19 protein-coding genes are annotated in these 21,582 nt (G+C 61.4%); 12 read left to right on the top strand and 7 right to left on the bottom strand.

Translation table 11 applies throughout. The features are described 5' to 3' along the window. Positions 1-10 precede the first annotated feature (10 nt). A complete protein-coding gene (locus GJU48_RS19285; protein ID WP_094952645.1) occupies positions 11-631 on the top strand; it encodes a flavin reductase family protein in 621 nt (206 codons plus the stop codon). Between the two features lie 125 nt (positions 632-756). Here GJU48_RS19285 and GJU48_RS19290 read toward each other — a convergent pair whose 3' ends face one another. Next, complete coding sequence (locus GJU48_RS19290; RefSeq protein WP_094952646.1) at positions 757-1,005, bottom strand: hypothetical protein; 249 nt, start codon at positions 1,003-1,005, stop codon at positions 757-759. Positions 1,006-1,048: 43 nt separating this feature from the next. Then, on the bottom strand, positions 1,049-1,390 hold the full coding sequence (locus tag GJU48_RS19295; protein ID WP_094952647.1) for an antibiotic biosynthesis monooxygenase family protein: 342 nt from the start codon (positions 1,388-1,390) through the stop codon (positions 1,049-1,051). A 329-nt stretch (positions 1,391-1,719) separates the two neighbouring features. Here GJU48_RS19295 and GJU48_RS19300 point away from each other — a divergent pair, with 329 nt between their 5' ends. Further along, positions 1,720-2,649, top strand: a complete 930-nt coding sequence (locus tag GJU48_RS19300) for an AraC family transcriptional regulator (protein WP_094952648.1) — start codon at positions 1,720-1,722, stop codon at positions 2,647-2,649. A gap of 112 nt (positions 2,650-2,761) precedes the next feature. Here the strand turns inward: GJU48_RS19300 and GJU48_RS19305 are convergent, their stop codons facing one another. From GJU48_RS19305 to edd, 4 genes are all read right to left on the bottom strand, one after another. Further along, entirely contained in the window at positions 2,762-4,189 is a 1,428-nt protein-coding gene (locus GJU48_RS19305; protein WP_371917705.1) for an ATP-binding protein, read from the bottom strand. 28 nt (positions 4,190-4,217) lie between these two features. Then, positions 4,218-4,952: a response regulator gene (locus GJU48_RS19310; RefSeq protein WP_094952650.1), complete on the bottom strand. Its 735-nt coding sequence runs from the start codon at positions 4,950-4,952 to the stop codon at positions 4,218-4,220. Positions 4,953-5,079: 127 nt separating this feature from the next. Further along, on the bottom strand, positions 5,080-6,036 hold the full coding sequence (locus GJU48_RS19315; protein WP_094952651.1) for a glucokinase: 957 nt from the start codon (positions 6,034-6,036) through the stop codon (positions 5,080-5,082). Beyond that, positions 6,033-7,859, bottom strand: coding sequence for a phosphogluconate dehydratase (gene edd / locus GJU48_RS19320; RefSeq protein WP_094952652.1), 1,827 nt, complete (start codon positions 7,857-7,859; stop codon positions 6,033-6,035). Before edd ends, GJU48_RS19315 begins: the two co-directional genes overlap by 4 nt. Positions 7,860-8,080: 221 nt before the next feature. Here edd and gap point away from each other — a divergent pair, with 221 nt between their 5' ends. The 7 genes from gap to GJU48_RS25910 all read left to right on the top strand — a co-directional run bounded on the left by gap (position 8,081) and on the right by GJU48_RS25910 (position 17,127). Further along, positions 8,081-9,082: a type I glyceraldehyde-3-phosphate dehydrogenase gene (gap, locus tag GJU48_RS19325; RefSeq protein ID WP_094952653.1), complete on the top strand. Its 1,002-nt coding sequence runs from the start codon at positions 8,081-8,083 to the stop codon at positions 9,080-9,082. A 198-nt stretch (positions 9,083-9,280) separates the two neighbouring features. Then, positions 9,281-9,799, top strand: coding sequence for an RNA polymerase sigma factor (locus GJU48_RS19330; protein ID WP_094952654.1), 519 nt, complete (start codon positions 9,281-9,283; stop codon positions 9,797-9,799). Between the two features lie 74 nt (positions 9,800-9,873). Continuing rightward, complete coding sequence (locus GJU48_RS19335) at positions 9,874-10,842, top strand: FecR family protein (RefSeq protein ID WP_094952655.1); 969 nt, start codon at positions 9,874-9,876, stop codon at positions 10,840-10,842. 116 nt (positions 10,843-10,958) lie between these two features. Continuing rightward, on the top strand, positions 10,959-13,529 hold the full coding sequence (locus GJU48_RS19340) for a TonB-dependent receptor (RefSeq protein ID WP_094952656.1): 2,571 nt from the start codon (positions 10,959-10,961) through the stop codon (positions 13,527-13,529). A gap of 149 nt (positions 13,530-13,678) precedes the next feature. Continuing rightward, positions 13,679-14,287 (top strand): biliverdin-producing heme oxygenase, encoded by a 609-nt coding sequence (locus GJU48_RS19345; protein WP_094952657.1) that lies wholly within the window; start codon positions 13,679-13,681, stop codon positions 14,285-14,287. A 160-nt stretch (positions 14,288-14,447) separates the two neighbouring features. After that, positions 14,448-14,849: a YbaN family protein gene (locus GJU48_RS19350; RefSeq protein WP_094952658.1), complete on the top strand. Its 402-nt coding sequence runs from the start codon at positions 14,448-14,450 to the stop codon at positions 14,847-14,849. A gap of 139 nt (positions 14,850-14,988) precedes the next feature. After that, positions 14,989-17,127, top strand: a complete 2,139-nt coding sequence (locus GJU48_RS25910; RefSeq protein WP_094952659.1) for a methyl-accepting chemotaxis protein — start codon at positions 14,989-14,991, stop codon at positions 17,125-17,127. 123 nt (positions 17,128-17,250) lie between these two features. Here the strand turns inward: GJU48_RS25910 and GJU48_RS19360 are convergent, their stop codons facing one another. Further along, positions 17,251-17,814, bottom strand: coding sequence for an NAD(P)H nitroreductase (locus tag GJU48_RS19360; RefSeq protein WP_094952660.1), 564 nt, complete (start codon positions 17,812-17,814; stop codon positions 17,251-17,253). Positions 17,815-17,953: 139 nt separating this feature from the next. Here GJU48_RS19360 and GJU48_RS19365 point away from each other — a divergent pair, with 139 nt between their 5' ends. From GJU48_RS19365 to GJU48_RS19375, 3 genes are read left to right on the top strand one after another with little or no spacing between them, the layout of a single operon-like run. Further along, on the top strand, positions 17,954-19,381 hold the full coding sequence (locus GJU48_RS19365; protein WP_094952661.1) for a di-heme oxidoreductase family protein: 1,428 nt from the start codon (positions 17,954-17,956) through the stop codon (positions 19,379-19,381). 31 nt (positions 19,382-19,412) lie between these two features. Further along, complete coding sequence (locus GJU48_RS19370; protein WP_094952662.1) at positions 19,413-20,477, top strand: imelysin family protein; 1,065 nt, start codon at positions 19,413-19,415, stop codon at positions 20,475-20,477. A gap of 2 nt (positions 20,478-20,479) precedes the next feature. Further along, positions 20,480-21,580 (top strand): DUF1513 domain-containing protein, encoded by a 1,101-nt coding sequence (locus GJU48_RS19375; RefSeq protein WP_094952663.1) that lies wholly within the window; start codon positions 20,480-20,482, stop codon positions 21,578-21,580. Positions 21,581-21,582: the final 2 nt, after the last annotated feature.

The raw sequence follows: 21,582 nt of genomic DNA on the forward strand, positions 1-21,582 counted from the left end.
ACCCCGGCCCATGTCTGACGATATCCATTTCTACGAGCCCGCCAACGGCCACGGCCTGCCCCACGACCCGTTCAACGCCATCGTCGGCCCTCGGCCGATCGGCTGGATTTCCTCCCACGACCGCGAAGGCCGCCTGAACCTGGCGCCCTACAGTTTCTTCAATGCGTTCAACTACATTCCACCGATCATTGGGTTTTCCAGCGTCGGGCGCAAAGACAGCCTGAACAATATCGAGCAGACCGGCGAGTTTGTGTGGAACCTGGCCACCCGCCCACTGGCCGAGCAGATGAACCAGAGTTGCGCGGCGGTATCGCCGGATGTGAATGAGTTCGAGCTGTCCGGCCTGACGCCGGTGGCGTCGAAAATCGTCGGCGTGCCGCGCGTGGGCGAAAGCCCGGTGTCGTTCGAGTGCAAGGTGACGCAGATCATTCAGCTGCAGCGCGCCGACAAAGAGTTGGTACCGAGCTGGCTGGTACTGGGCGAAGTGGTCGCGGTGCACATTGCCAAGTGGCTGCTTAAGGATGGGGTCTACGACACCGCCGCCGCGGAGCCGATCTTGCGCGGTGGTGGGCCGGCGGATTACTTCCAGTTGGGGCCGGAGGCGTTGTTCAAGATGTATCGCCCTCGCTGATTGGAATACTTCCCAACAGACACAACAGACCAGTGTGGGAGCCGGGTTCCAGGTCGACCATTACGCCCTCATCGCGGGCAAGCCCGGCTCCCACATTTGGTCTATGTTGATCAGCAGAAAGGGCGTTAGCTGGCGGCAGTTGCCCAGGTCAGTTGACCCTCTTCGTCCACATCGATCAACCGCTCTAATTGCACGGTAGCCGCATCATCAGCGTCGGAGGCGGTCTTGAACGTCTGCCCATCAAGGATCTTGTGAAAACGCGGTGCGCCCATGCCATCCAGTGCCTTTACGGCGATGGCAGCGCTGTAGCCACCCGCCTCTTCACGTACCAAGGCGGAAACAGCTTCGTGGTGGGCAAATTGTTTACGTGCCATGTTGCAGGTCCTGGCCAATGGGTAAGTCGGCCATTCTAAAGCACTAGCCGGCCAGTTGCAGGTACTCGCCATAGGCATGCGCAGCGGATGCATCGGTAAAGGTCTGGAAGTCCATGCTGCGCAACACCCTGTCGTTCAACAGCTCGGTAAAGATCATCAGGGCGGGAGAATTGAAGTAGGCGCTCATCGCCTGCTCGCTGCTCCAGAAGCCCGAAACCAGCCATACATCGGGGTCGACCTGTGAGTGCTGCAACGAGAATTGCAGGCAACCCTGAGCCTGACGGCCCGGTTCGATCAAACTGCTCAAGCGTGCACCGAGTTCGGTGCTGCACCCGGTACGGGCGCGGATAAAGGCCATATGGCTCGCGGGAATGGGGGTGGACATGTTCAACTCTCCCGTTGAGAAGTGATGCTCGGCAAGCACTGTGAGGGCGTGTTGCCACAGGATCAAAGATAACGGCGCGGGTGTGGGCGCGGTTAGTCAATTCCTGCCGGCTTATTGCACAATCCTGCGAGAAGCGCAGGCGAGACGTAGGGCCCCTGAGGTTTATTCCAGGCTCATGCTCAGTGTTTCAGGGAGATGACAGGCGCGGCACTTGCCTGATTCGCAACTTATCGCAGGATCAGGCAAGGATTGTGCAGAATCGACGTAACACCTTTTCAAACACCGCCGCTAAGCTTGGCCCATCAAAGAAGTGTGTAGAGGACGCCCCAATGCCGTCGCCGGAACATAAGTCCATTCCCCTCGATGCCGAGACGGAAAAACAGCGCGCCGAACTGGCCAGCATCGTGCATCGGCATACCTGGGAAGACGGCTCCTACGGCACCGCAATCACCTCACTGTTCCTCAACCGCCATAACACGCCACGCGACTTCATGCCGGTGCTGGTGGAGCCCGCGCTGTGCATCCTCGCCAGCGGCAGCAAGGAAGTGCGCCTGGCCGACGAAATCTTTGCCTACGACCCGCTTAACTATTTGGTGTTCTCGGTCGCCATGCCGGTGGCCGGGCGGATCATCGACGCCACCCCCGAAGACCCGAACCTGTCGGTGCGCATCAACATCGACCCCGCGCAGCTGACGGCGCTGATCGCCGAGGCCGGCCCGATGGGCGTGCCCTCGCGCCCGACATCGCGCGGCATGTACGTCGATTGCATCGACTCCCAACTGCTCGACGCGGTGCTGCGCCTGGCGCGCCTGCTGGACAGCCCCAAAGACATCACGATGCTCGCGCCGTTGATCAACCGCGAGATTCTTTATCGTTTGCTGCGTGGGCCGCAGGGCTATCGGCTGTATGAAATCGCCGTGGCCAACAGTCAGAGCCATCGCGTGAGCCAGGCGATCAAGTGGTTGAACAGCAACTATGAACAACCGCTGCGCATTGATGACCTGGCCAAGGAAGTGAACCTCAGCGTCTCGACCTTGCACCACCGCTTCAAGGCGATCACCGCCATGAGCCCGCTGCAATACCAGAAGCAGTTGCGCTTGCAGGAGGCGCGGCGGCTGATGATTGCCGAAGGCCTGGAGGCTTCGGCGGCGGGGTATCGGGTGGGGTATGAAAGCCCGTCGCAGTTCAGCCGGGAGTACAGCCGGTTGTTTGGGGCGCCGCCGCTGCGGGATCTGGCCAGACTGCGCCAAAGTATCTGACTCAGCGCAGCTCCCACATTTGATCCTCGGTGTTCTTTAGTCCAGGGTCCGGGGCAGACTGCGCCAAAGTATCTGACTCAGCGCAGCTCCCACATTTGATCCTCGGTGTTCTTTAGTCCAGGGTCCGGGGCAACCGCAGCGTCACTCGCAAACCACCCTCACGCAGGTTCTGCAAACTCACTTCACCACCATGGCTGTGGGCAATGTTGCGCGCAATGCCCAACCCCAACCCATAACCCTGCTGCTGCCCAGCCAACCGAAAGTGCGGCTCAAAGACTTGCTCCAGGCGCTGCTCCGGTACGCCAGGCCCTTCGTCATCCACGTGCAGGATAAATTCCGCGCCATCGTCTTCGATGTGCAAATGCGCGTTCTGCCCATACTTCAACGCGTTGTCGATCAGGTTACCGATGCAACGCTTGAGCGCCAGCGGCTTGCCCGCATACGGCGCCAATGCTCGACCGTCCTGAGTGATGCGGCCATTACCATTGGGCGCCAGGTACGGTTCCACCAGGCAGTCAAGCACGTGATTGAGGTCGACCGGCTCGATGTTTTCGTGGATGTCGGTGTCTTTCACGCATTGCAGCGCGCCCTTCACCAGCAACTCCAGTTCATCCAGATCGCGGCCGAATTTGGTTTGCAGGTTCTCGTCTTCGAGCAGTTCCACGCGCAGGCGCAGGCGGGTAATCGGTGTGCGCAAGTCGTGGGAAATCGCGCTGAACAATTGGCTGCGCTCGGTCAAGTAACGGCTGATGCGCTCGCGCATGGCATTGAACGCACGGCCCACTTCCACCACTTCACTGCCGCCGCCTTCGGCCACCGGCTCCACGTCCGCGCCGAGTGACATATCCCGCGCCGCCAGCGCCAGGCGCTTGAGTGGCCGGCTCTGCCAGTGCACCAACAGGCCAATAAACAACAACAGGAAGCCGCTGGTCAGCACGATGAACCACACCTGTTGCGAGGGCAGGCCTTGTTCTTCAAGGCTGGTGTAGGGCTCGGGCAACAGTGAGGCGATGTACAGCCATTCGCCCGGCGCCAGCTGGATCTGGGTGACCAGCACCGGCGGGTTCACCGGCTCCAGGGTCAGCGCGTAATGCGCCCAGGAGCGCGGCAGTTCATCGAGTTTCAAACCGGCGTTGAAAATACGCAGGTCCTCGGCACTGACGAACTCCACCGAGATATGCACATCGCCGCCCAGGGTCTGGCGCAACACTTCGTCTACCGCTTGCAGCACCGCCTGTTTGCGCGGGGTCTGCGGCAATATCTGCATATCCAAAGGTCGGTCGTTGAGGGTCACCACAAAACGCGTGCCGCCCATGCTGCGCAACTGATCCAGCACCAGCGGGCGATAGGCCACGGGCAGCGAACGGAAATAACTCACGCTGGCCGTCATCGAGTGCGCCAAGCTGCGGGCGCTGGTGACCAGGCCTTCGAGCTGGGTGGCACGCAATTGCGAGACCCAGATCACGCTGGACAGCGCCTGGGCGAACAGCACCGCGAGCAAGGTCAGCAGGAGCATGCGCCCCAGCAGCGAGCGCGGCACTGGAAAACGGCGGCGTTCGGTCACATGCTCAGTGGGCATTGCCGGCAACCACGCTGGCTGCCAACTGATAACCGCTGCCACGCACGGTGCGGATCAGCCGTGGCGGTTTTTCGGTATCGCGCAGGCGTTGGCGCAGGCGGCTGACGGCCATGTCGACGATGCGGTCCAGCGGCATCAGGTCGCGGCCACGGGTGGCGTTGCCGATGGTGTCGCGGTCGAGAATTTGTTGCGGGTGGTCGAGAAACAATTTGAGCAGGGCAAAGTCGGCGCCGGAGAGAATCACCTCTTCGCCGTCGACGTGAAACAAACGATGGCTGACCATGTCCAGGCGCCATTCATCAAACACCCACACATCGCCACCGCTGCCGCGCTCCTGGCCGAACTGGGCACGGCGCAACAGGGCTTTGATTCGCGCTTGCAGCTCGCGAGGGCTGAACGGCTTGCCGATGTAGTCGTCGGCACCCAGTTCCAGGCCGATCACGCGGTCGGTTTCGTCGGAGCTGGCGGTGAGCATGATGATCGGCACCTGCGCCTGGCGCGGGTGCTGGCGAATCCAGCGGCAGAGGCTGAAACCGTCTTCGTCGGGCAACATCACATCGAGGATGACCAGGTCGCACGGCGCCTCGTTCATCGCCTGGCGGAACCCCGCGCCATCCGGCACGCCACGCACCTGGAAGCCGGCGCGACTGAGGTAGGTTTGCAGCAATTCGCGGATTTCCTGGTCGTCGTCGACGAGGAGAATCGATTTACTGATTACGCTCACGGGGTCCTCCTTGTTGTTATGGCCAAGCTTAAGTCATTTGTTGCCCTTCAGGCCCTATCGCGGGCAAGCCCGCTCCCACATTTGAAATACATTTTTCAGGAGCCGCCTGCGATAGCGCCCTCATGGCCTACGCAAAAGCCTGCTCCAGTGCAACTCCAGCCCCGGTCAACCCGGAATACGGCGCGGTCACCAACCACACCGGAATGCCTTTGAAGTAGTCGCTCATGCAGCCCTTGTCGCCGAAACTCTTGGCAAAACCGCTGTTGATAAAGAAGTCGGCAAACCGTGGAATCACCCCGCCCACGATGTACACGCCACCGCGTCCACCGGTGGTCAGCACGTTGTTCCCCGCGACGCGGCCCAGCCAAACGCTGAACTGGTTTAACACTTCCATTGCCACCGGGTCGCCGGCCAGGCCGGCTGCCGTAATGGCTTCGGGCGTGTCCAGCACCGGTGTATGCCCGTCAACCGCACAAATGGCGCGGTACACGCGCGGCAAGCCGCCACCGCTCAAGGCCGTTTCGGCGCTGACGTGGCCGATCTCAGCGTAGATGTGCTGCCACAGCTGGGTTTCACGCGGGCTGCTCAGCGGCAGGTCGACATGCCCGCCCTCCCCCGGCAACGCAGCGAAGCGCCCGCCCCCCAAATCCAACAAGGTGCCGACACCCAGGCCGGTGCCCGGGCCGATCACCACGGCTGGGCGCAACGGTTCCGGCGTGCCTTCGCACACCACGCGAAATTCGTCGGGCTTGAGGCGGGTCATGCCCAGGGCCATGGCCGAGAAGTCATTGATCAGCAGCAGCTCATCGACCTGCAAGGTTTTGCAGAATGCCGTTTTGCTCAGGCGCCAGTGATTGTTGGTGAATTTAAATTCATCGCCACTCACAGGCCCCGCGACTGACAGGCACACCGCGCCGATGGCGCCGATGTCCAGGCCTTCTTCCTTGAGGTAGACCTTGATGGCCTCCTCAGGGCTGTGGTGATCCGCCGTGGCGTGCACGCGGATCGAATGCAGCGCCTGATCCTGCCACAACGCAAAACGGGCGTTGGTACCCCCGATGTCACCGACCAGCGCTAGCTTCACTTAAGCGTCTCCAAGGCAGAGGTAAAGGCGCTGGCGCCCTGCTCTGCGGAGCTTGCGGCCAAGCGCATAAATGCAAACAGCTCACGCCCCGCCCCCACGTTATTGCCCAACAGGCCCGTGGCAGGCGTGCGCGCTGCAAATTCTTCGGCGTCCACCTTAAGCTCCAAGGTGCCCTTCACGCCATCCACGCGAATGATATCGCCATCTTTGACCCGCGCCAGCGGCCCGCCGCTCTGAGCTTCGGGGTTGACGTGAATCGCGGCGGGGATCTTACCCGACGCGCCGGACATACGCCCGTCTGTCACCAACGCCACTTTGAAGCCACGGTCCTGCAACACACCGAGGAACGGCGTCATTTTGTGCAGTTCCGGCATGCCATTGGAGCGCGGGCCCTGGAAGCGCATCACCGCGACAAAGTCTTTTTCCAGCTGGCCAGCCTTGAACGCATCGGCCAGATCCTGTTGATCCTGGAACACCACAGCCGGTGCTTCGACGATCTGGTGCTCTGGCGCCACGGCCGAGACTTTCATCACGCCCCGGCCGAGGTTGCCCTCCATCACGCGCAGGCCGCCTTCCGCCGAGAACGCACGGGCCACGGGACGCAAGATGGTTTCGTCGAGGCTTTCGATCGGGCCTTCGCGCCAGATCAGCTCGCCGTCGACCAGGAACGGCTCCTGGGTGTAACGGCTTAGGCCCTTGCCCGCCACGGTGTTGACGTCTTCGTGGAGCAAACCGGCTTCAAGCAGTTCACGGATCAGGAACGACATGCCGCCCGCTGCCTGGAAGTGGTTGATGTCGGCCTTGCCGTTCGGATACACGTGGGACAGGGTCGGCACCACCTCGGAGAGGTCGGCCATGTCCTGCCAGGTGAGGATGATGCCCGCCGACATGGCGATGGCCGGCATGTGCAGGGTGTGGTTGGTGGAACCGCCGGTGGCGTTGAGCGCGACGATGGAGTTGACGATGGATTTTTCGTCGACGATCTCGCCGATCGGCGTGAAGTTGCCGTTGGCCTTGGTCAGGCGCGTGACCTGATGCGCAGCTTCGCGGGTCAGCGCATCACGCAGCGGCGTGTACGGGTTGACGAACGAGGCGCCCGGCAAGTGCAGGCCCATCACTTCCATCAGCAACTGGTTGGTGTTGGCGGTGCCGTAGAAGGTGCAGGTGCCAGGGCTGTGGTAGGACTTCATCTCCGACTCCAGCAGCTCCTCGCGGGTGGCCTTGCCTTCGGCGTAGCGCTGGCGCACGTCGGCCTTCTGCTTGTTGGAGATGCCCGACGGCATTGGGCCGCCCGGTACAAAGACCATCGGCAGGTGGCCGTAACGCAATGCGCCCATCATCAGGCCCGGGACGATCTTGTCGCAGATGCCCAGCATCAGCGCGGCATCGAACATGTTGTGGGACAGCGCTACCGCCGTGGACATGGCGATGACTTCACGGCTGAGCAGGCTCAGCTCCATGCCGGGCTCGCCCTGGGTCACGCCGTCGCACATGGCAGGCGTGCCGCCGGCGAACTGGCCGACCGAGCCGACTTCGCGCAGGGCGGTCTTGATCTGTTCAGGGAAATGTTCGTACGGCTGGTGCGCCGAGAGCATGTCGTTATATGACGAAACAATTGCCACGTTGGCGGCATTCATCATTCGCAGGCTATTTTTATCTTCAGTGCCGCAACCGGCCACGCCGTGGGCGAAGTTGGCGCATTGCAGCTTGCCGCGCATCGGGCCGTCGCTGGCTGCGCCGCGAATGAGCGCAAGGTAAGCCTCGCGGGTTGCACGACTGCGGGCGATAAGCCGTTCGGTGACCTCAATAACGCGGGGATGCATGTATAGAACTCCAGGCTAACGGATGTGGCGACCTGAGAGTCTATGCTGGTCAAACGCCCGCCGCGAAGAGGTTGGCAGGGTGTTACTTGACCAATCGGACCAGTTGATTCAGGTCACTCGTTGTAGATTGAACAAAATATTGCCACTAAAAAGGCTTGTTTTCTATTTTTATGCGAATAATCTTGTAATTCTTACAACAAATCGACGACAGGCACTTTCCAATGACTCTTCGTATCGCAATCAATGGTTTTGGCCGTATCGGCCGCAATGTCCTGCGCGCACTGTATACCCAAGGCTACCGCCAGGATTTGCAGATCGTCGCCATCAATGACCTGGGCGACAGTTCGATCAACGCCCACCTGCTCAAATACGACACCGTACATGGCACATTCGAAGCAGAGGTTGCCCACGATCAGGAAAGCCTGACCGTCAATGGTGACCGGATTGCCGTCAGTGCCATTCGTAACCCAGCCGACCTGCCGTGGGCTGCGCACAAGATCGACGTGGTGTTCGAATGCACCGGTCTGTTCACCGACCGTGACAAAGCTGCCGCCCATATTAGCGCCGGCGCGCGCAAGGTGATCATCTCGGCCCCGGCCAAAGGCGCCGATGCCACCGTGGTTTACGGTGTGAACCATGACATTTTGCGTCAATCCCACCAGATCATCTCCAACGCATCCTGCACCACCAACTGCCTGGCGCCTGTGGCTCAGGTGCTGCACCGCGAGCTGGGCATTGAAAGCGGCCTGATGACCACCATTCACGCCTACACCAACGACCAGAACCTGACTGACGTCTACCACACCGACCCGTACCGCGCGCGCTCGGCCACCCAGAACATGATCCCGAGCAAGACCGGCGCCGCTGAAGCAGTGGGCCTGGTGCTGCCGGAACTGGCGGGCAAGCTGACCGGCATGGCGGTGCGTGTACCGGTGATCAACGTGTCGCTGGTTGACCTGACCGTGCAGCTGAAAAAAGAAGCCACGGCCGAGCAGGTCAACACACTGCTCAAGGAAGCCAGTCAGCACTCGACAATCCTTGGCTACAACACCCTGCCGCTGGTTTCCAGTGACTTCAACCATAACCCACTGTCTTCGATTTTCGATGCCAATCACACCAAAGTCAGTGGCAAGTTGCTGAAAGTGCTGGCTTGGTACGACAACGAGTGGGGCTTCTCCAACCGGATGCTGGATAACTGCTTGGCGCTGTGTAACGCCGAGTAATTGACCAATGCAGATCCCCTGTGGGAGCTGGCTTGCCTGCGATAGCATCGCCTCGGTGTGATTGAAATACCGAGGTGTCTGCATCGCGGGCAGCCCGCCCCGGCTCCCACAAGGTTCTTCGCCCCCTCTCAACGTGCCACTTGCCATTTGGGTTGATGATAAGCATTATCATTAACTGCAAATCGATCTGGTAGCACTGTGAGCCAATCTCGCTTCAACCATGTCTTTCTCACCCAACGGGTGATTCTGCTACGTACCTTGCAGCGGATGGTGAATAACCCCAGCACTGCCGAGGACCTGTTGCAGGAAACCTACCTGCGCGTCACCCGGGCCCTCAGCGAGCGGCCGATCGACCACCTCGAACCCTTCGTCTACCAGACGGCGCGCAACCTGGCGCTGGACCACCTGCGCTCGCGCAAAATCCAGGCGCGCACGTTGCAGGAAGATGTACCTCTGAACGTGCTGCAAAGCGTCGCCGCCCCTATCAGCACGCCCGAAGACGCGACCCAGGCCGAGCAATTGCTCGAACACCTGAGTGTCAGCCTCGGCCAGTTGAGCGCCCGTCAACAGCAGATTTTCATCCTCAGCCGCCTGCACGGTTGCAGCTACCAGGAGATTGCCGACCAGTTGCAAGTGTCCTTGAGCACAGTGCAAAAGGAACTGAAATTGATCATGGCCATCTGTGTAGGTGTGGCCGAACGGCTGGATCAGCCTTAAGCTGCACCTGACAGAGGTATCGATCCAGGCTGTAGGAAAGATGAATAGAACGTGGCGAAGACCCGAGGAACACCGTGACGGACCCGAATAAACTGCGCCCCCATGAGCTGGCTCATGAGGTGTTGCAAGACACGGTTATGGACCAGGCCCTCGACTGGCTGATCGCCTTGCAGTGCCCGCAACCCGGGCAACAGGCCGAGTTCGACGCCTGGCTGGCCAGCGACCCGGCGCATCTGCACGCCTTCAACAAAGCCCAGGCTGCTTGGGGCGGCGCGCCGGTACACAGCGCCGCCGTGGCCTTGGCGGCGCCGCGTAAACCGAGCGCCTGGCGCCGGATCAAACCGCATTGGAAACCCTTGGCCACCGCCGCCGTGCTGCTGATCGGCCTGTTCAGCTTCAGCAACCTACCCGTGCGCCTGCAAGCCGACCATCTCACGGTGGTCGGCGAACGTCAGCGCGTGCAGTTGGACGATGGCGCTAAAGTGTTGCTGAATACCAACTCGGCGTTTTCCAGCAGCATCAAGGACCACCAGCGCATCGCTCGCCTGTACCAGGGCGAGGCGTTTTTCGAAATTGCGCCCAACCGCGGTCTGCCGCTTGAGATCGATGCCGGCCCGGTGCGCGCCAGCGTGCGCGACACTGACTTCGCCGTGCGCTACCTCAACGGCGAGGCGCAAGTGCAGGTGCAGCGCGGTGACGTCGACCTGAGCAACACCTTCGACGATGCACGCGTGCGCCTGCGCGCCGGTGAGAGCATCCGTATCGGCCCCAAAGGCTTTGGCCAGCCCGCCAAGCTGGACGTGAGCAAGGACCTGGCCTGGGTCCAGGGCCGGCTGGTGTTCGAAAATTGCCCGATGAGCGAAGTGCTTGCCGAATTGCGCCGCTACTACCCGGGCTGGATCGTCAACACCAATGACAAGCTCGCCAGCACCGCCGTCACCGGCAACTACCGCCTCGACCAGCCCCTGGACGTGGTGCGCTCGCTGGCGCACATCACCTCGGCCAATCTCTCGGAATACCCGGCGCTGGTCATCTTGAACTAAATGAGAATTATTTTTACTCGAAGGTAACCGGCGGTACGTCTCGTTATAGCCAATGCAACTGATTCCTATTTGATTCGGTTCGCAACTATAAGATTCGTACCTCCGGAGCGCTCTCGATGTCCTCTCGTTTCAACCGCCGGTCTTCTTCGCCCGTCCTGTCCTTGCTGACCGCCGCGATCCTGTTGGCCAGCGCGCCCGTGATGGCCGCCACCGCCACCGCTGCCGAGCCGGTCGCCCGCAGCCACGGCAACTACACCTTCAGCATCGAGCAGCAGCCGCTGGTCTCAGCACTTAATGCATTTACTGCGGTGACCGGCTGGCAAGTCGGCCTGCCGGCGGAGCTGGGCCAGGGTGTGTCGTCCCCTGGCGTACGCGGCCCACTGTCAGCGGAAAAAGCCCTGGACCGGCTGTTGGTGGGGACCAACCTGAACTACCGCAAACTGGGCAATAACAACATCGTGCTGGAAAAACGCGCAGCCGGCAGCGTGCTCAACCTGCAACAGGTGACCATCAGCGCCACGCGTAACGAGCAGGACGTCAACAGTGTGCCGAGCACCGTCAGCGTGCACGACCGCGAAGAGCTGGACCGCCAGAACGTAAATACCATTCACGAACTGGTGCGCTACGAACCCGGCGTGTCCGTCGGTGGCGCCGGCACCCGCGCCGGCAACGCGGGCTACAACATTCGCGGCATCGACGGCGACCGCATCCTCACCCAGGTGGATGGCGTGGAAGTGCCGGACAACTTCTTCAACGGCCCTTACGCCAAGACCCGCCGCAACTACGTCGACCCGGAAATCGTCAAGCGCGTGGAAATCCTGCGCGGCCCGGCCTCGGCCCTGTATGGCAGCAGCGCCATCGGCGGCGCAGTGAGTTACTTCACCCTCGACCCGGATGACATCATCAAGCCCGGCCAGGACGTCGGCGCCCGCTTGAAGACCGGCTACAGCTCCGCCGATGAAAGCTGGCTGACCTCCGGCACCGTCGCCGGCCGCGTGCAGGACGTCGACGGTTTGCTGCACCTGAGCCAGCGCAACGGCCACGAAATGGAGTCCTACGATGGCAACAACGCCACCGGCCTGGCCCGCACCGGCGCCAACCCGGAAGATGCGCGCACCACCAATATCCTCGCCAAGTTGGGCTGGAATTACGGCGATGACAACCGACTGGGCCTGACGTACGAGAAGTTCAAGGATGATCGCGACGTAAACCTGAAAAACGCCGTGGGCGGCCCGTTTATCGGTGGTCGGGGGATGAATCTGTACCGCGCCCGCTCGGGCAACGACACCATCACCCGTGAACGCTTCGGCCTGGAAAACACCTTCGCCCTCGAATCACCGATGGCCGATCGCATCAAGACCAGCCTCAATTACCAGATCGCCAAGACCGACCAGACCACCGCCGAGATCTACCAGGCCGGTCGTCGCGTGTTGCGTACCCGTGACACGCTTTACGAAGAAAAACAGTGGGTCTTCGACGCCCAACTGGACAAGGCTTTCAGCCTCGGTGAAACCGATCACCACGTCACCTACGGCACCACACTCAAGCAGCAGAAAGTCACCGGCTCCCGCGAAGGTTCAGCCTCCTGCCTCGCCGTCGGTTCGGGTTGCACGGCCATCGGCGCGCCCAGCCCCTCCGCCGGCGACAGTGTAAAAAAGGCCAGTGACTTCCCGGACCCGACCATCAGCACCTACTCGCTGTTCGCACAGGACCAGATCAGCTGGGACAAATGGACCTTCCTGCCTGCTGTGCGCTACGACTACACCCAGCTCAAGCCGAAGCTGACCCAGGAATTCCTCAACACCGTCAACCCGACCGGCAAGGACCCGGTCAGCGACAAGGAAAAAATCTGGCACCGTGTGACGCCCAAGTTCGGCCTGACCTACGCGCTGACCGATCAATACACCTGGTTCGGTCAATACGCCGAGGGTTTCCGCACCCCGTCAGCCAAGGCGCTGTACGGACGCTTTGAAAACCTCAACCTGGGCTACACCGTCGAGCCTAATCCTGACCTGAAGCCGGAAACCAGCAAAGGCATCGAAACCGGGATTCGCGGCAAGTTCGACGAGGGTTCCTTCGACATCGCGGTGTTCTACAACAAGTATCGCGACTTTATCGACGAAGACAACGCCGTGGTCGGCGGCACTGTCGAACAGTTCCAGGCCGTGAATATCAAGCGTGCCACCATTAAAGGCGCAGAGGCCAAGGGCCGTTTGAACCTGGATGCATTCGGCGCACCGCAGGGGTTGTACACCCAAGGTTCGATCTCCTACGCCTACGGCCGTAACGACGACAACGGCGAGGCGCTGAACAGCGTCAACCCGCTCAAGGGCGTGTTCGGCCTGGGTTACGATCAGGACACCTATGGTGGGCTGCTGAGCTGGACCCTGGTGAAAAAGCAGAACCGCGTCGACAGCACGACCTTCCACGCCCCCGACGGCGACACCAACGGCCCGTTCAAGACGCCAGGCTTCGGCGTCTTCGACCTGACCGCCTATTACAAAGTCACCAACGACGTGACCCTCAACGGCGGCCTCTACAACCTCACCGACAAAAAATACTGGAACTGGGATGACGTGCGCAGCTACGACAGCGTCGGCGAAGCCGCTGTGACCGGCCCGGCCAACCTCGACCGCCTGACCCAGCCCGGGCGCAACTTCGCGATCAACCTGATCTGGGACATCTGACAGCACTTCACCCAAATGCCGTCCCTTACCTCGCCAGCATTGCAGCGGCGAGGTGAGGATTTTTTACTGTGCCGCGTCTTCTTGTTCGTCTAGTTGATAACAGCTCTCTTTAGGGCACCCAGGCGCTACTCTTCTCAAGGACTTTTTCGATGACCGCTTCCCCTACCGCAGAACGCCCAAGCCTACGCTCCCAGCGCCTGAACCAGATCACCAACGAGCCACACACCAAGCTCGACGCGCTGGTCAAAGCTCACGCCCCATTCGAAACCCAAGCTAACTTCGCCCGCTTCGTGGTCGCGCAGTACCTGTTCCAATCGGAACTGGTGGCCCTGTACAACGACCCTGAGCTGATCAAGATCGTCCCGGACTTGGCTGAGCGCTGCCGCGCCGACGCCGCCAAGCTGGACCTGATCGACCTGGACACCGACGTGCCTGCACCGGTCGCCGGCGCTGTGAAGAACCCGAGCAAGGCGCAAGCCTTGGGTTGGCTGTTCGTGTCCGAAGGCTCCAAGCTCGGCGCTGCGTTCCTGATCAAACGCGCCGTGGGCCTGGGCCTGAGCGAAACCTTCGGTGCTCGCCATCTTGGCGAGCCGGCCGGTGGTCGCGCAGAAGGCTGGAAAAGCTTCACCCGCACCCTCGATGGCCTGGTATTCAGCGCCGAAGAAGAAGCCGCGGTAGAAAAAGGTGCGATCGACGCGTTTGTGCGCTTCACCGTGCTGCTGGAACAGGCGTACGCTAACGCCCCTGAACTGGCCTGACTGCTGGAATGCGATTAAAAATGTGGGAGCGGCAAGTCGAATCGTCGCCCCGCCGCTCCCACATTTGAATCCATTTAAATGGAGCGGCAAGTCGAATCGTCGCCCCGCCGCTCCCACATTTGAATCCCATTTCAAACTGATTTTTGTGATCACCCTACCCATGACCGGCAAAACCCAATCCACCTCAAAAATCGCGCAGATCCTCTTCGGCCTGCTGGCCTACGTCAGCCTGGGCATTGGGTTGGTAGCGATTGTCATACCGGGTTTGCCCACCACCGAATTCATTCTGCTCGCCGCCTGGGCTGCGACCAAAAGTTCGCCGCGCCTGAGCGCTTGGCTGGAAAACCACCGGCTGTTCGGGCCGATCCTGTTCAATTGGCGCAACGGCAAAATCATCGCGCGCCGCGCCAAAGTCAGCGCCACCGTGAGCATGCTGCTGTGTGCCGTCTTGATGCTGGTGATGCTCGATCACGGCTGGCCGATTTACCTGGCGATTGCCGGTATGAGCCTGGGCAACCTGTGGATCTGGTCACGCCCGGAACGGCTTGCAACGCCCGTGTAGCGAGGCGTGTAGTCTTTTACCTACCGCTCATCGCTTTTCCCTCATGAAACATCTCGATGCGCCGATGTTTCGGACATAGCGCCGAATGGAATTGGCTCGCCCAGCTTGCACACCAACAAGACTATTCGCGAGTGAACCTATGTTCGACACCCTCTCCATCCGCTTGAAAATCGTGCTGCTGTCTGGCCTTTGCCTGGTGGGGGTGATTGCGCTGATCATCAGCATCAACCTGTACGAAACCAACCAAAATGATCAACTGATCAGCGATTCAAGCTCGCGAATGCTCACCCAAAGCGTGCAACAGCTGTTGCAAGCCAAAGCCGCCGAGCAAGCAGTGCAATTGCAGAAAACCTTTGGCGAAAATCTGGCAGTGGTCACAGCACTGGCCGATCAGGTCAAGGACCTGCGCGCCCTCGCCAGCAAACGCTCGCTGGAACCGAGCGCCCTGCGTGAGGAACTCAACCAAAGTCTTAAAACCGCGTTCGAACGCAACAGCAAGGTGCTGGGGATCTGGCTGTCGTTCGAACCTAACGGTCTGGATGGCAAGGACAGCGAGTTTGTCGACGATAAAGCCCGCGTCTCCAACGAAAAAGGCCGCTTCTCCAGCTACTGGAGCTGCGCCGCTGGAGATGGCCTGAACACGGTAATGGTCGAGGACGACCTGACCAAGACCACCCCCAACCTCAGCGGTACGCCCTACAACATCTGGTACACCTGCCCACGGGACACGCGCAACGTTTGTCTGCTTGACCCGTATTCCGATGAAGTGGCCGGCAAACAGGTGCTGATGACCACCATCTCCCTGCCGCTGATCGTCGACGGTAAAGTCATCGGTGTTATCGGTATCGATATCGCCCTCAATACCCTGCAAGCCTCGTCGGATGCCGCCCAGAAAGAACTGTTCGACGGCGCGGCGCACCTGGAGATTATCTCCAGCACCGGCTTGATTGCGGCCTACAGCGGTGACCCGGCCCGAGTCGGCAAAAACCTGATGGACACCCTCGGTGCCGAGGGCAAAGAGATTGTGCAGTTGTTGGCCAACGACACGCGCACGATCCGCGAGCAAGACGACACGATTCGCACCGTGTACCCGGTCAAGCCGATTGCCGACGCCAAGTCCTGGGGCATCGTGATCAAACTGCCCAAGAGCGTGATGCTTGCCGACACCTTGAAACTGCAAGGCGTACTCGACAAAGCCCAGGCTGCCGGCACGCTCAAAGCCTTGCTGGTCGGTGCCGCCGCCGCACTGCTGGGCTTGCTGCTGATCTGGCTGACCGCCACCGGCGTGACCCGCCCGATCAATACCGTGGCCGTGATGCTCAAGAACATCGCCAGCGGCGAAGGCGACCTCACCCAGCGCCTGACCTACGCCAAAAAAGACGAATTGGGCGAGCTGGCGAACTGGTTCAACCGCTTCCTCGACAAGCTGCAACCGACCATCGCGCAGATCAAGCAAAGCATCACCGAGGCACGTGGCACGGCGGATCAGTCGTCCGCCATCGCGCGCCAGACCAGCGAAGGCATGCAGGTGCAGTTCCGCGAGATCGACCAGGTCGCCACCGCCTCCAACGAAATGAGCGCCACCGCCCACGAAGTAGCCAGCAGCGCCTCCAACGCCGCCAGCGCAGCACGCGGGGCGGACCAGTCGGCGCGTGACGGCATGGCGATCATTGAACAGAGCACCCGCGACATCACCACCCTCGCCGAAGAAGTCAGCAAGGCCGTAGGCGAAGTGGAAGCCCTGGCGGTGAACAGCGAACAGATCGGCTCGGTGCTGGAAGTGATCCGCAGCATTGCCGAACAGACCAACCTGCTGGCACTCAACGCCGCCATCGAAGCGGCGCGCGCCGGAGAAAGCGGACGGGGTTTTGCGGTCGTGGCCGACGAGGTACGCAACCTGGCCAAACGCACTCAGGATTCGGTGGAAGAGATTCGCCTGGTGATCGAGCGCATCCAGAGCGGCACCCGTGGCGTGGTGGCGACCATGCATTCCAGCCAGCACCAAGCCCAGAGCAATGCCGGGCAGATCCATCAAGCGGTGCAAGCGCTAGGCAAGATCAGCGATGCGGTGACGGTGATCAGCGACATGAACCTGCAAATCGCCAGCGCCGCCGAACAACAGAGCGCCGTGGCCGAAGAGGTCAACCGCAACGTCTCGGCGATCCGCACCGTGACCGAAACCCTTACCAGCCAGGCCACCGAGTCGGCGGCGATCAGCAGCCAACTGAACGCCTTGGCCAGCCAGCAGATGAAGCTGATGGATCAGTTCAAGGTGTAACGCCACTCCTGAAACCAATGAGGGGCAAATGTGGAAGCGGGCTTGCTCGCTCCCACATTTAGATCACTGTTAGGCAAATGTGGAAGCGGGCTTGCTCGCTCCCACATTTAGATCACTGTTGTTCTAAAGGCCAGTCCAAGCCTGAACAAACGCCGCCACATCTTCCTTCGGCGCAGTACGCGGCGGGTTCTGCGGCGTGCCCAAGTAAAGGAAGCCAATCACTTCCTCGCCCTCCGTCAGCCCCAGGCCTTTAGCCACGTGAGCCGAATAGGACAACTCCCCCGTGCGCCACACTGCACCAATCCCCTGGGCGTAAGCCGCCAGCAGAATACCGTGGGCTGCACACGCGGCCGCCAGCAGTTGCTCGGATTTCGGCACTTTGAAATGCGCTTGCAAGCGAGCAATCACCACCACCACCAGCGGCGCGCGCAACGGGCCGTTCTGCGCCTTGTCGATGGCTGCTTGCGGGGCGTCGGCGTCCTGCAGGCGCGCAGCTTCGGCTAACAGCGTGCCCATCTGCTCGCGGGCGGCGCCTTCTACGGTAAGGAAACGCCATGGGCGCAACTGGCCGTGGTCCGGCGCACGCATGGCGGCGGCGAATAGCAGATCGCGCTGCTCCTGGGTCGGTGCCGGTTCCAGCAAACGCGGCACGGAAACACGGTTGAGCAAAGCGTCGAGAGCCTGCATTGGCCACCTCCAGAGAAAAATGTGCAGCCATTCTAGCGGGAATGAATCGGATTCGACCAAACGATAATTGCTCTTATTCAATCCGCCCCGCCCTGTTAGACTTTGCGGCCTAATTTTGGCCATCGCTTCAGGAATCTTGATGTTCCGTTCGCTATTTCGCCTGTCCGCAGCATTGATGGCTTTGAGCCTGGCTGCCTGCGATGACGCTCCCCGCTTCACTAAGGCAGAGCCTGGTGAAGCGCGGGCCGGCGGCGCGACGACGGTGAACAAGCGCGACCAGAACGCCTTTTCCCTGCCCTCGGCGAACCTGGCGCCCACCCGCCGCCTGGACTTCAGCGTCGGCAACAGCTTTTTTCGCAGCCCGTGGGTGATCGCGCCGTCCACCACCACCGCGCGTGATGGCCTCGGCCCGCTGTTCAATACCAACGCCTGCCAGAACTGCCATATCAAGGACGGCCGTGGCCATCCGCCGCTGCCCGATGCGCCTAATGCGGTGTCGATGCTGGTGCGCCTCTCCATCCCGGATACACCCGCCCTCGCCAAGCTTATCGAGCAGGTCGGCGTAGTGCCCGAGCCGGTCTACGGCGGGCAATTGCAAGACATGGCCGTGCCGGGCGTAGTGCCGGAAGGCAAAGTGCGGGTCGACTACACACCGGTTAACGTGGCGTTCAAGGACGGCACCGTGGTCGAACTGCGCAAGCCGGCCCTGCAAATCACCCAGCTCGGCTACGGCCCGATGCACCCGGAGACACTCTTCTCAGCGCGCATCGCCCCGCCGATGATCGGCTTGGGCCTGCTCGAAGCCATCAGCGACGCCGATGTGCTGCGCAACACTGACCCAAAAACGGCCGACAAAGAAGCCCTCGTGGGCCGCGCCAATTGGGTCTGGGATGACGCCCAGCAGAAAACCGTGCTCGGGCGCTTCGGCTGGAAGGCCGGGCAACCCAACCTCAATCAACAAAATGTTCACGCGTTTTCTGGTGATATGGGCCTCACCACGTCCCTGAGACCCTTTGATGACTGCACCGACGCCCAAGTCGCCTGCAAACAGGCCCCCAACGGCAACGGCCCCGATGGCGAGCCGGAAGTCAGCGATAACATCCTGCGCCTGGTGCTGTTCTACACCCGCAACCTGGCCGTGCCGGTGCGCCGTGGCGTCAACACGCCGCAGGTGCTGGCCGGGAAAAACCTGTTCTACCAAGCCGGTTGCCAGGGCTGCCATAAGCCGACGTTTACCACGGCCGCCAACGCCGCCGAACCCGAACTGGCCAACCAAGTGATTCGCCCCTACAGCGACCTGCTGTTGCACGACATGGGCCCAGGCCTTGCCGACAACCGCAGCGAATTCAAGGCCGGTGGCCGCGACTGGCGTACCCCGCCGTTGTGGGGCATTGGCTTGACGCAAACCGTCAGTGGCCACACTCAATTTTTGCATGATGGCCGCGCCCGCAACCTGCTCGAAGCCGTGCTGTGGCATGGCGGTGAAGCACAAACGGCGCAGCAGCATGTGTTGTCCTTTAATGCCGAGCAACGTGCCGCGTTGCTGGCGTTCCTGAATTCTTTATAAGCTTTGCCCCACTTACAGAAGGGAGCTCGACATGTTTCGTCCCAAGTTGTTGTTCACCAGCCTTGCCGCCCTCGCCCTCGGCGCCTGCTCGCCCCAGGACCCGCAAGCGGTGACCTCGGCGGCCATCGCCAAGCAAGTGATCCTGCCGACCTACAGCCGCTGGGTTGAAGCCGACCGCCAACTGGCCGTCAGCGCCCTCGCCTACTGCCAGGGCAAGGAAAGCCTGGAGACCGCCCGCGCCGACTTCCTCCACGCGCAAAAAGCCTGGGCCGAGTTGCAGCCGCTGCTGATCGGCCCGCTGGCCGAGGGCAACCGCTCGTGGCAAGTGCAGTTCTGGCCGGACAAGAAAAACCTGGTGGGCCGCCAGGTTGAACAGCTGGTCATCGCCCAGCCGCAGATCGACAGCGCCGCCTTGGCCAAATCCAGCGTCGTAGTACAAGGCCTGTCGGCCTACGAATACATCCTCTACGACGCCAAGACCGACATCGCCGACGAAGCCCAGAAAGCCCGTTACTGCCCGCTACTGGTGGCCATTGGCGAGCGCCAGAAAGCCCTGGCCGAAGAGATCCTGGCCAGCTGGAACAGCACCGACGGCATGCTCGCGCAGATGACCAAGTTTCCGAACCAACGCTACGCCGACTCCCACGAAGCCATCGCCGATCTGCTGCGTGTGCAAGTGACCGCGCTGGACACCCTGAAGAAAAAACTCGGCACGCCGATGGGTCGCCAGACCAAGGGCATTGCGCAGCCGTTCCAGGCCGATGCATGGCGCAGCCAGTCGTCCCTGCAAAGCCTGCAAGCGAGCCTAGCCGCCGCCCAGACCGTGTGGGCCGGGGTCGACAACAAAGGTCTGCGTGGCCTGCTGCCTTCGGACCAGAAGCCATTGGCCGACAAGATCGACGCCGCCTATGCCGCGTCGCTGAAGCTGTTCGCCGCCAACCCGCGCACGCTGAATGAATTGTTGGCCGACGATGCCGGGCGCCAGCAGCTCAACGACCTCTACGACAGCCTCAACGTGGTCCACCGCCTGCACGAAGGTGAGCTGGCCAAGGCGCTGGGCATCCAACTGGGCTTTAACGCCAACGACGGTGACTGATGATGCTCAGGCGACAGGCTTTGGCGATTGGCAGCGTGCTGCTCAGCGCACTCACGTTGGGCGGCTGGACGTTGTTCAAGCAGAAGGGGTTGAAAGGCCCGCTGCTGCTGTCGGCGCGCGATGATGCGGACGGCAAACACTACGCCGTCGGCTACCAGTTGGACGGCAAGCAGGTGTTTGCCACCCAGGTCGGCCAGCGCTGCCACGACATCATCAACCACCCGACGCTGCCGATTGCGCTGTTCGTCGCCCGTCGCCCGGGCACCGAGAGTTACCTGATCAACCTGCGTGATGGCGCGCTGCTGCAGACCATCACCTCGAATGCCAACCGCCATTTTTATGGGCATGCGGTGATCCATAAGAGCGGCGACTGGCTGTATGCGACCGAGAACGACACGTCCGACCCGGGCCGTGGGTTGTTGGGTGTGTATAAGTTCGAAGGTGAGCGGCTGGTGCACACGGGGGAGATTTCCACTCACGGTATCGGCCCGCATCAAGTGTCGTGGATGCCTGACGGTGAGACCTTGGTGGTGGCCAACGGCGGGATTCGCACCGAGGCTGAAAGCCGGGTGGAGATGAACCTCAATGCCATGGCGCCGAGCCTTGTCTTGATGCACCGCGATGGCAGCCTGATCAGCAAGGAAACCCTGGGCCAGCAGATGAACAGCGTGCGTCATATGGGGATTGCCAGCGACGGCACTATTCTCACGGGGCAGCAGTTTATGGGGGCGTCGCAGGAGCGCTCCGAGTTGCTGGCGATCAAGCGGCCGGGGCAGCCGTTTGTGGCGTTCCCGGTGGCGGATGAGCAGTTGCAGGCGATGGGGCATTACACCGCCAGTGTCGCGGTGCACAGTGAGTTGCGGTTGGTGGCGTTGACGGCGCCGCGGGGGAATCGGTTTTTTATCTGGGACATGGACAGTGGTGAGCTGCGCCTGGATGGGCCGTTGCCCGACTGCGCCGGGGTGGGTGCGGTGGCGGATGGGTTTGTGGTGACTTCAGGCCAGGGGCGTTGCCGGTTTTATGACTGCCGGCAGACGCCGTTGGTCGCTAAGCCGTTGGAATTGCCTTCGGGGTTTTGGGATAACCATTTGCATCTGGTTTGACG

It is taken from the genome of Pseudomonas sp. IB20, assembly GCF_009707325.1.
GTDB lineage: Bacteria > Pseudomonadota > Gammaproteobacteria > Pseudomonadales > Pseudomonadaceae > Aquipseudomonas.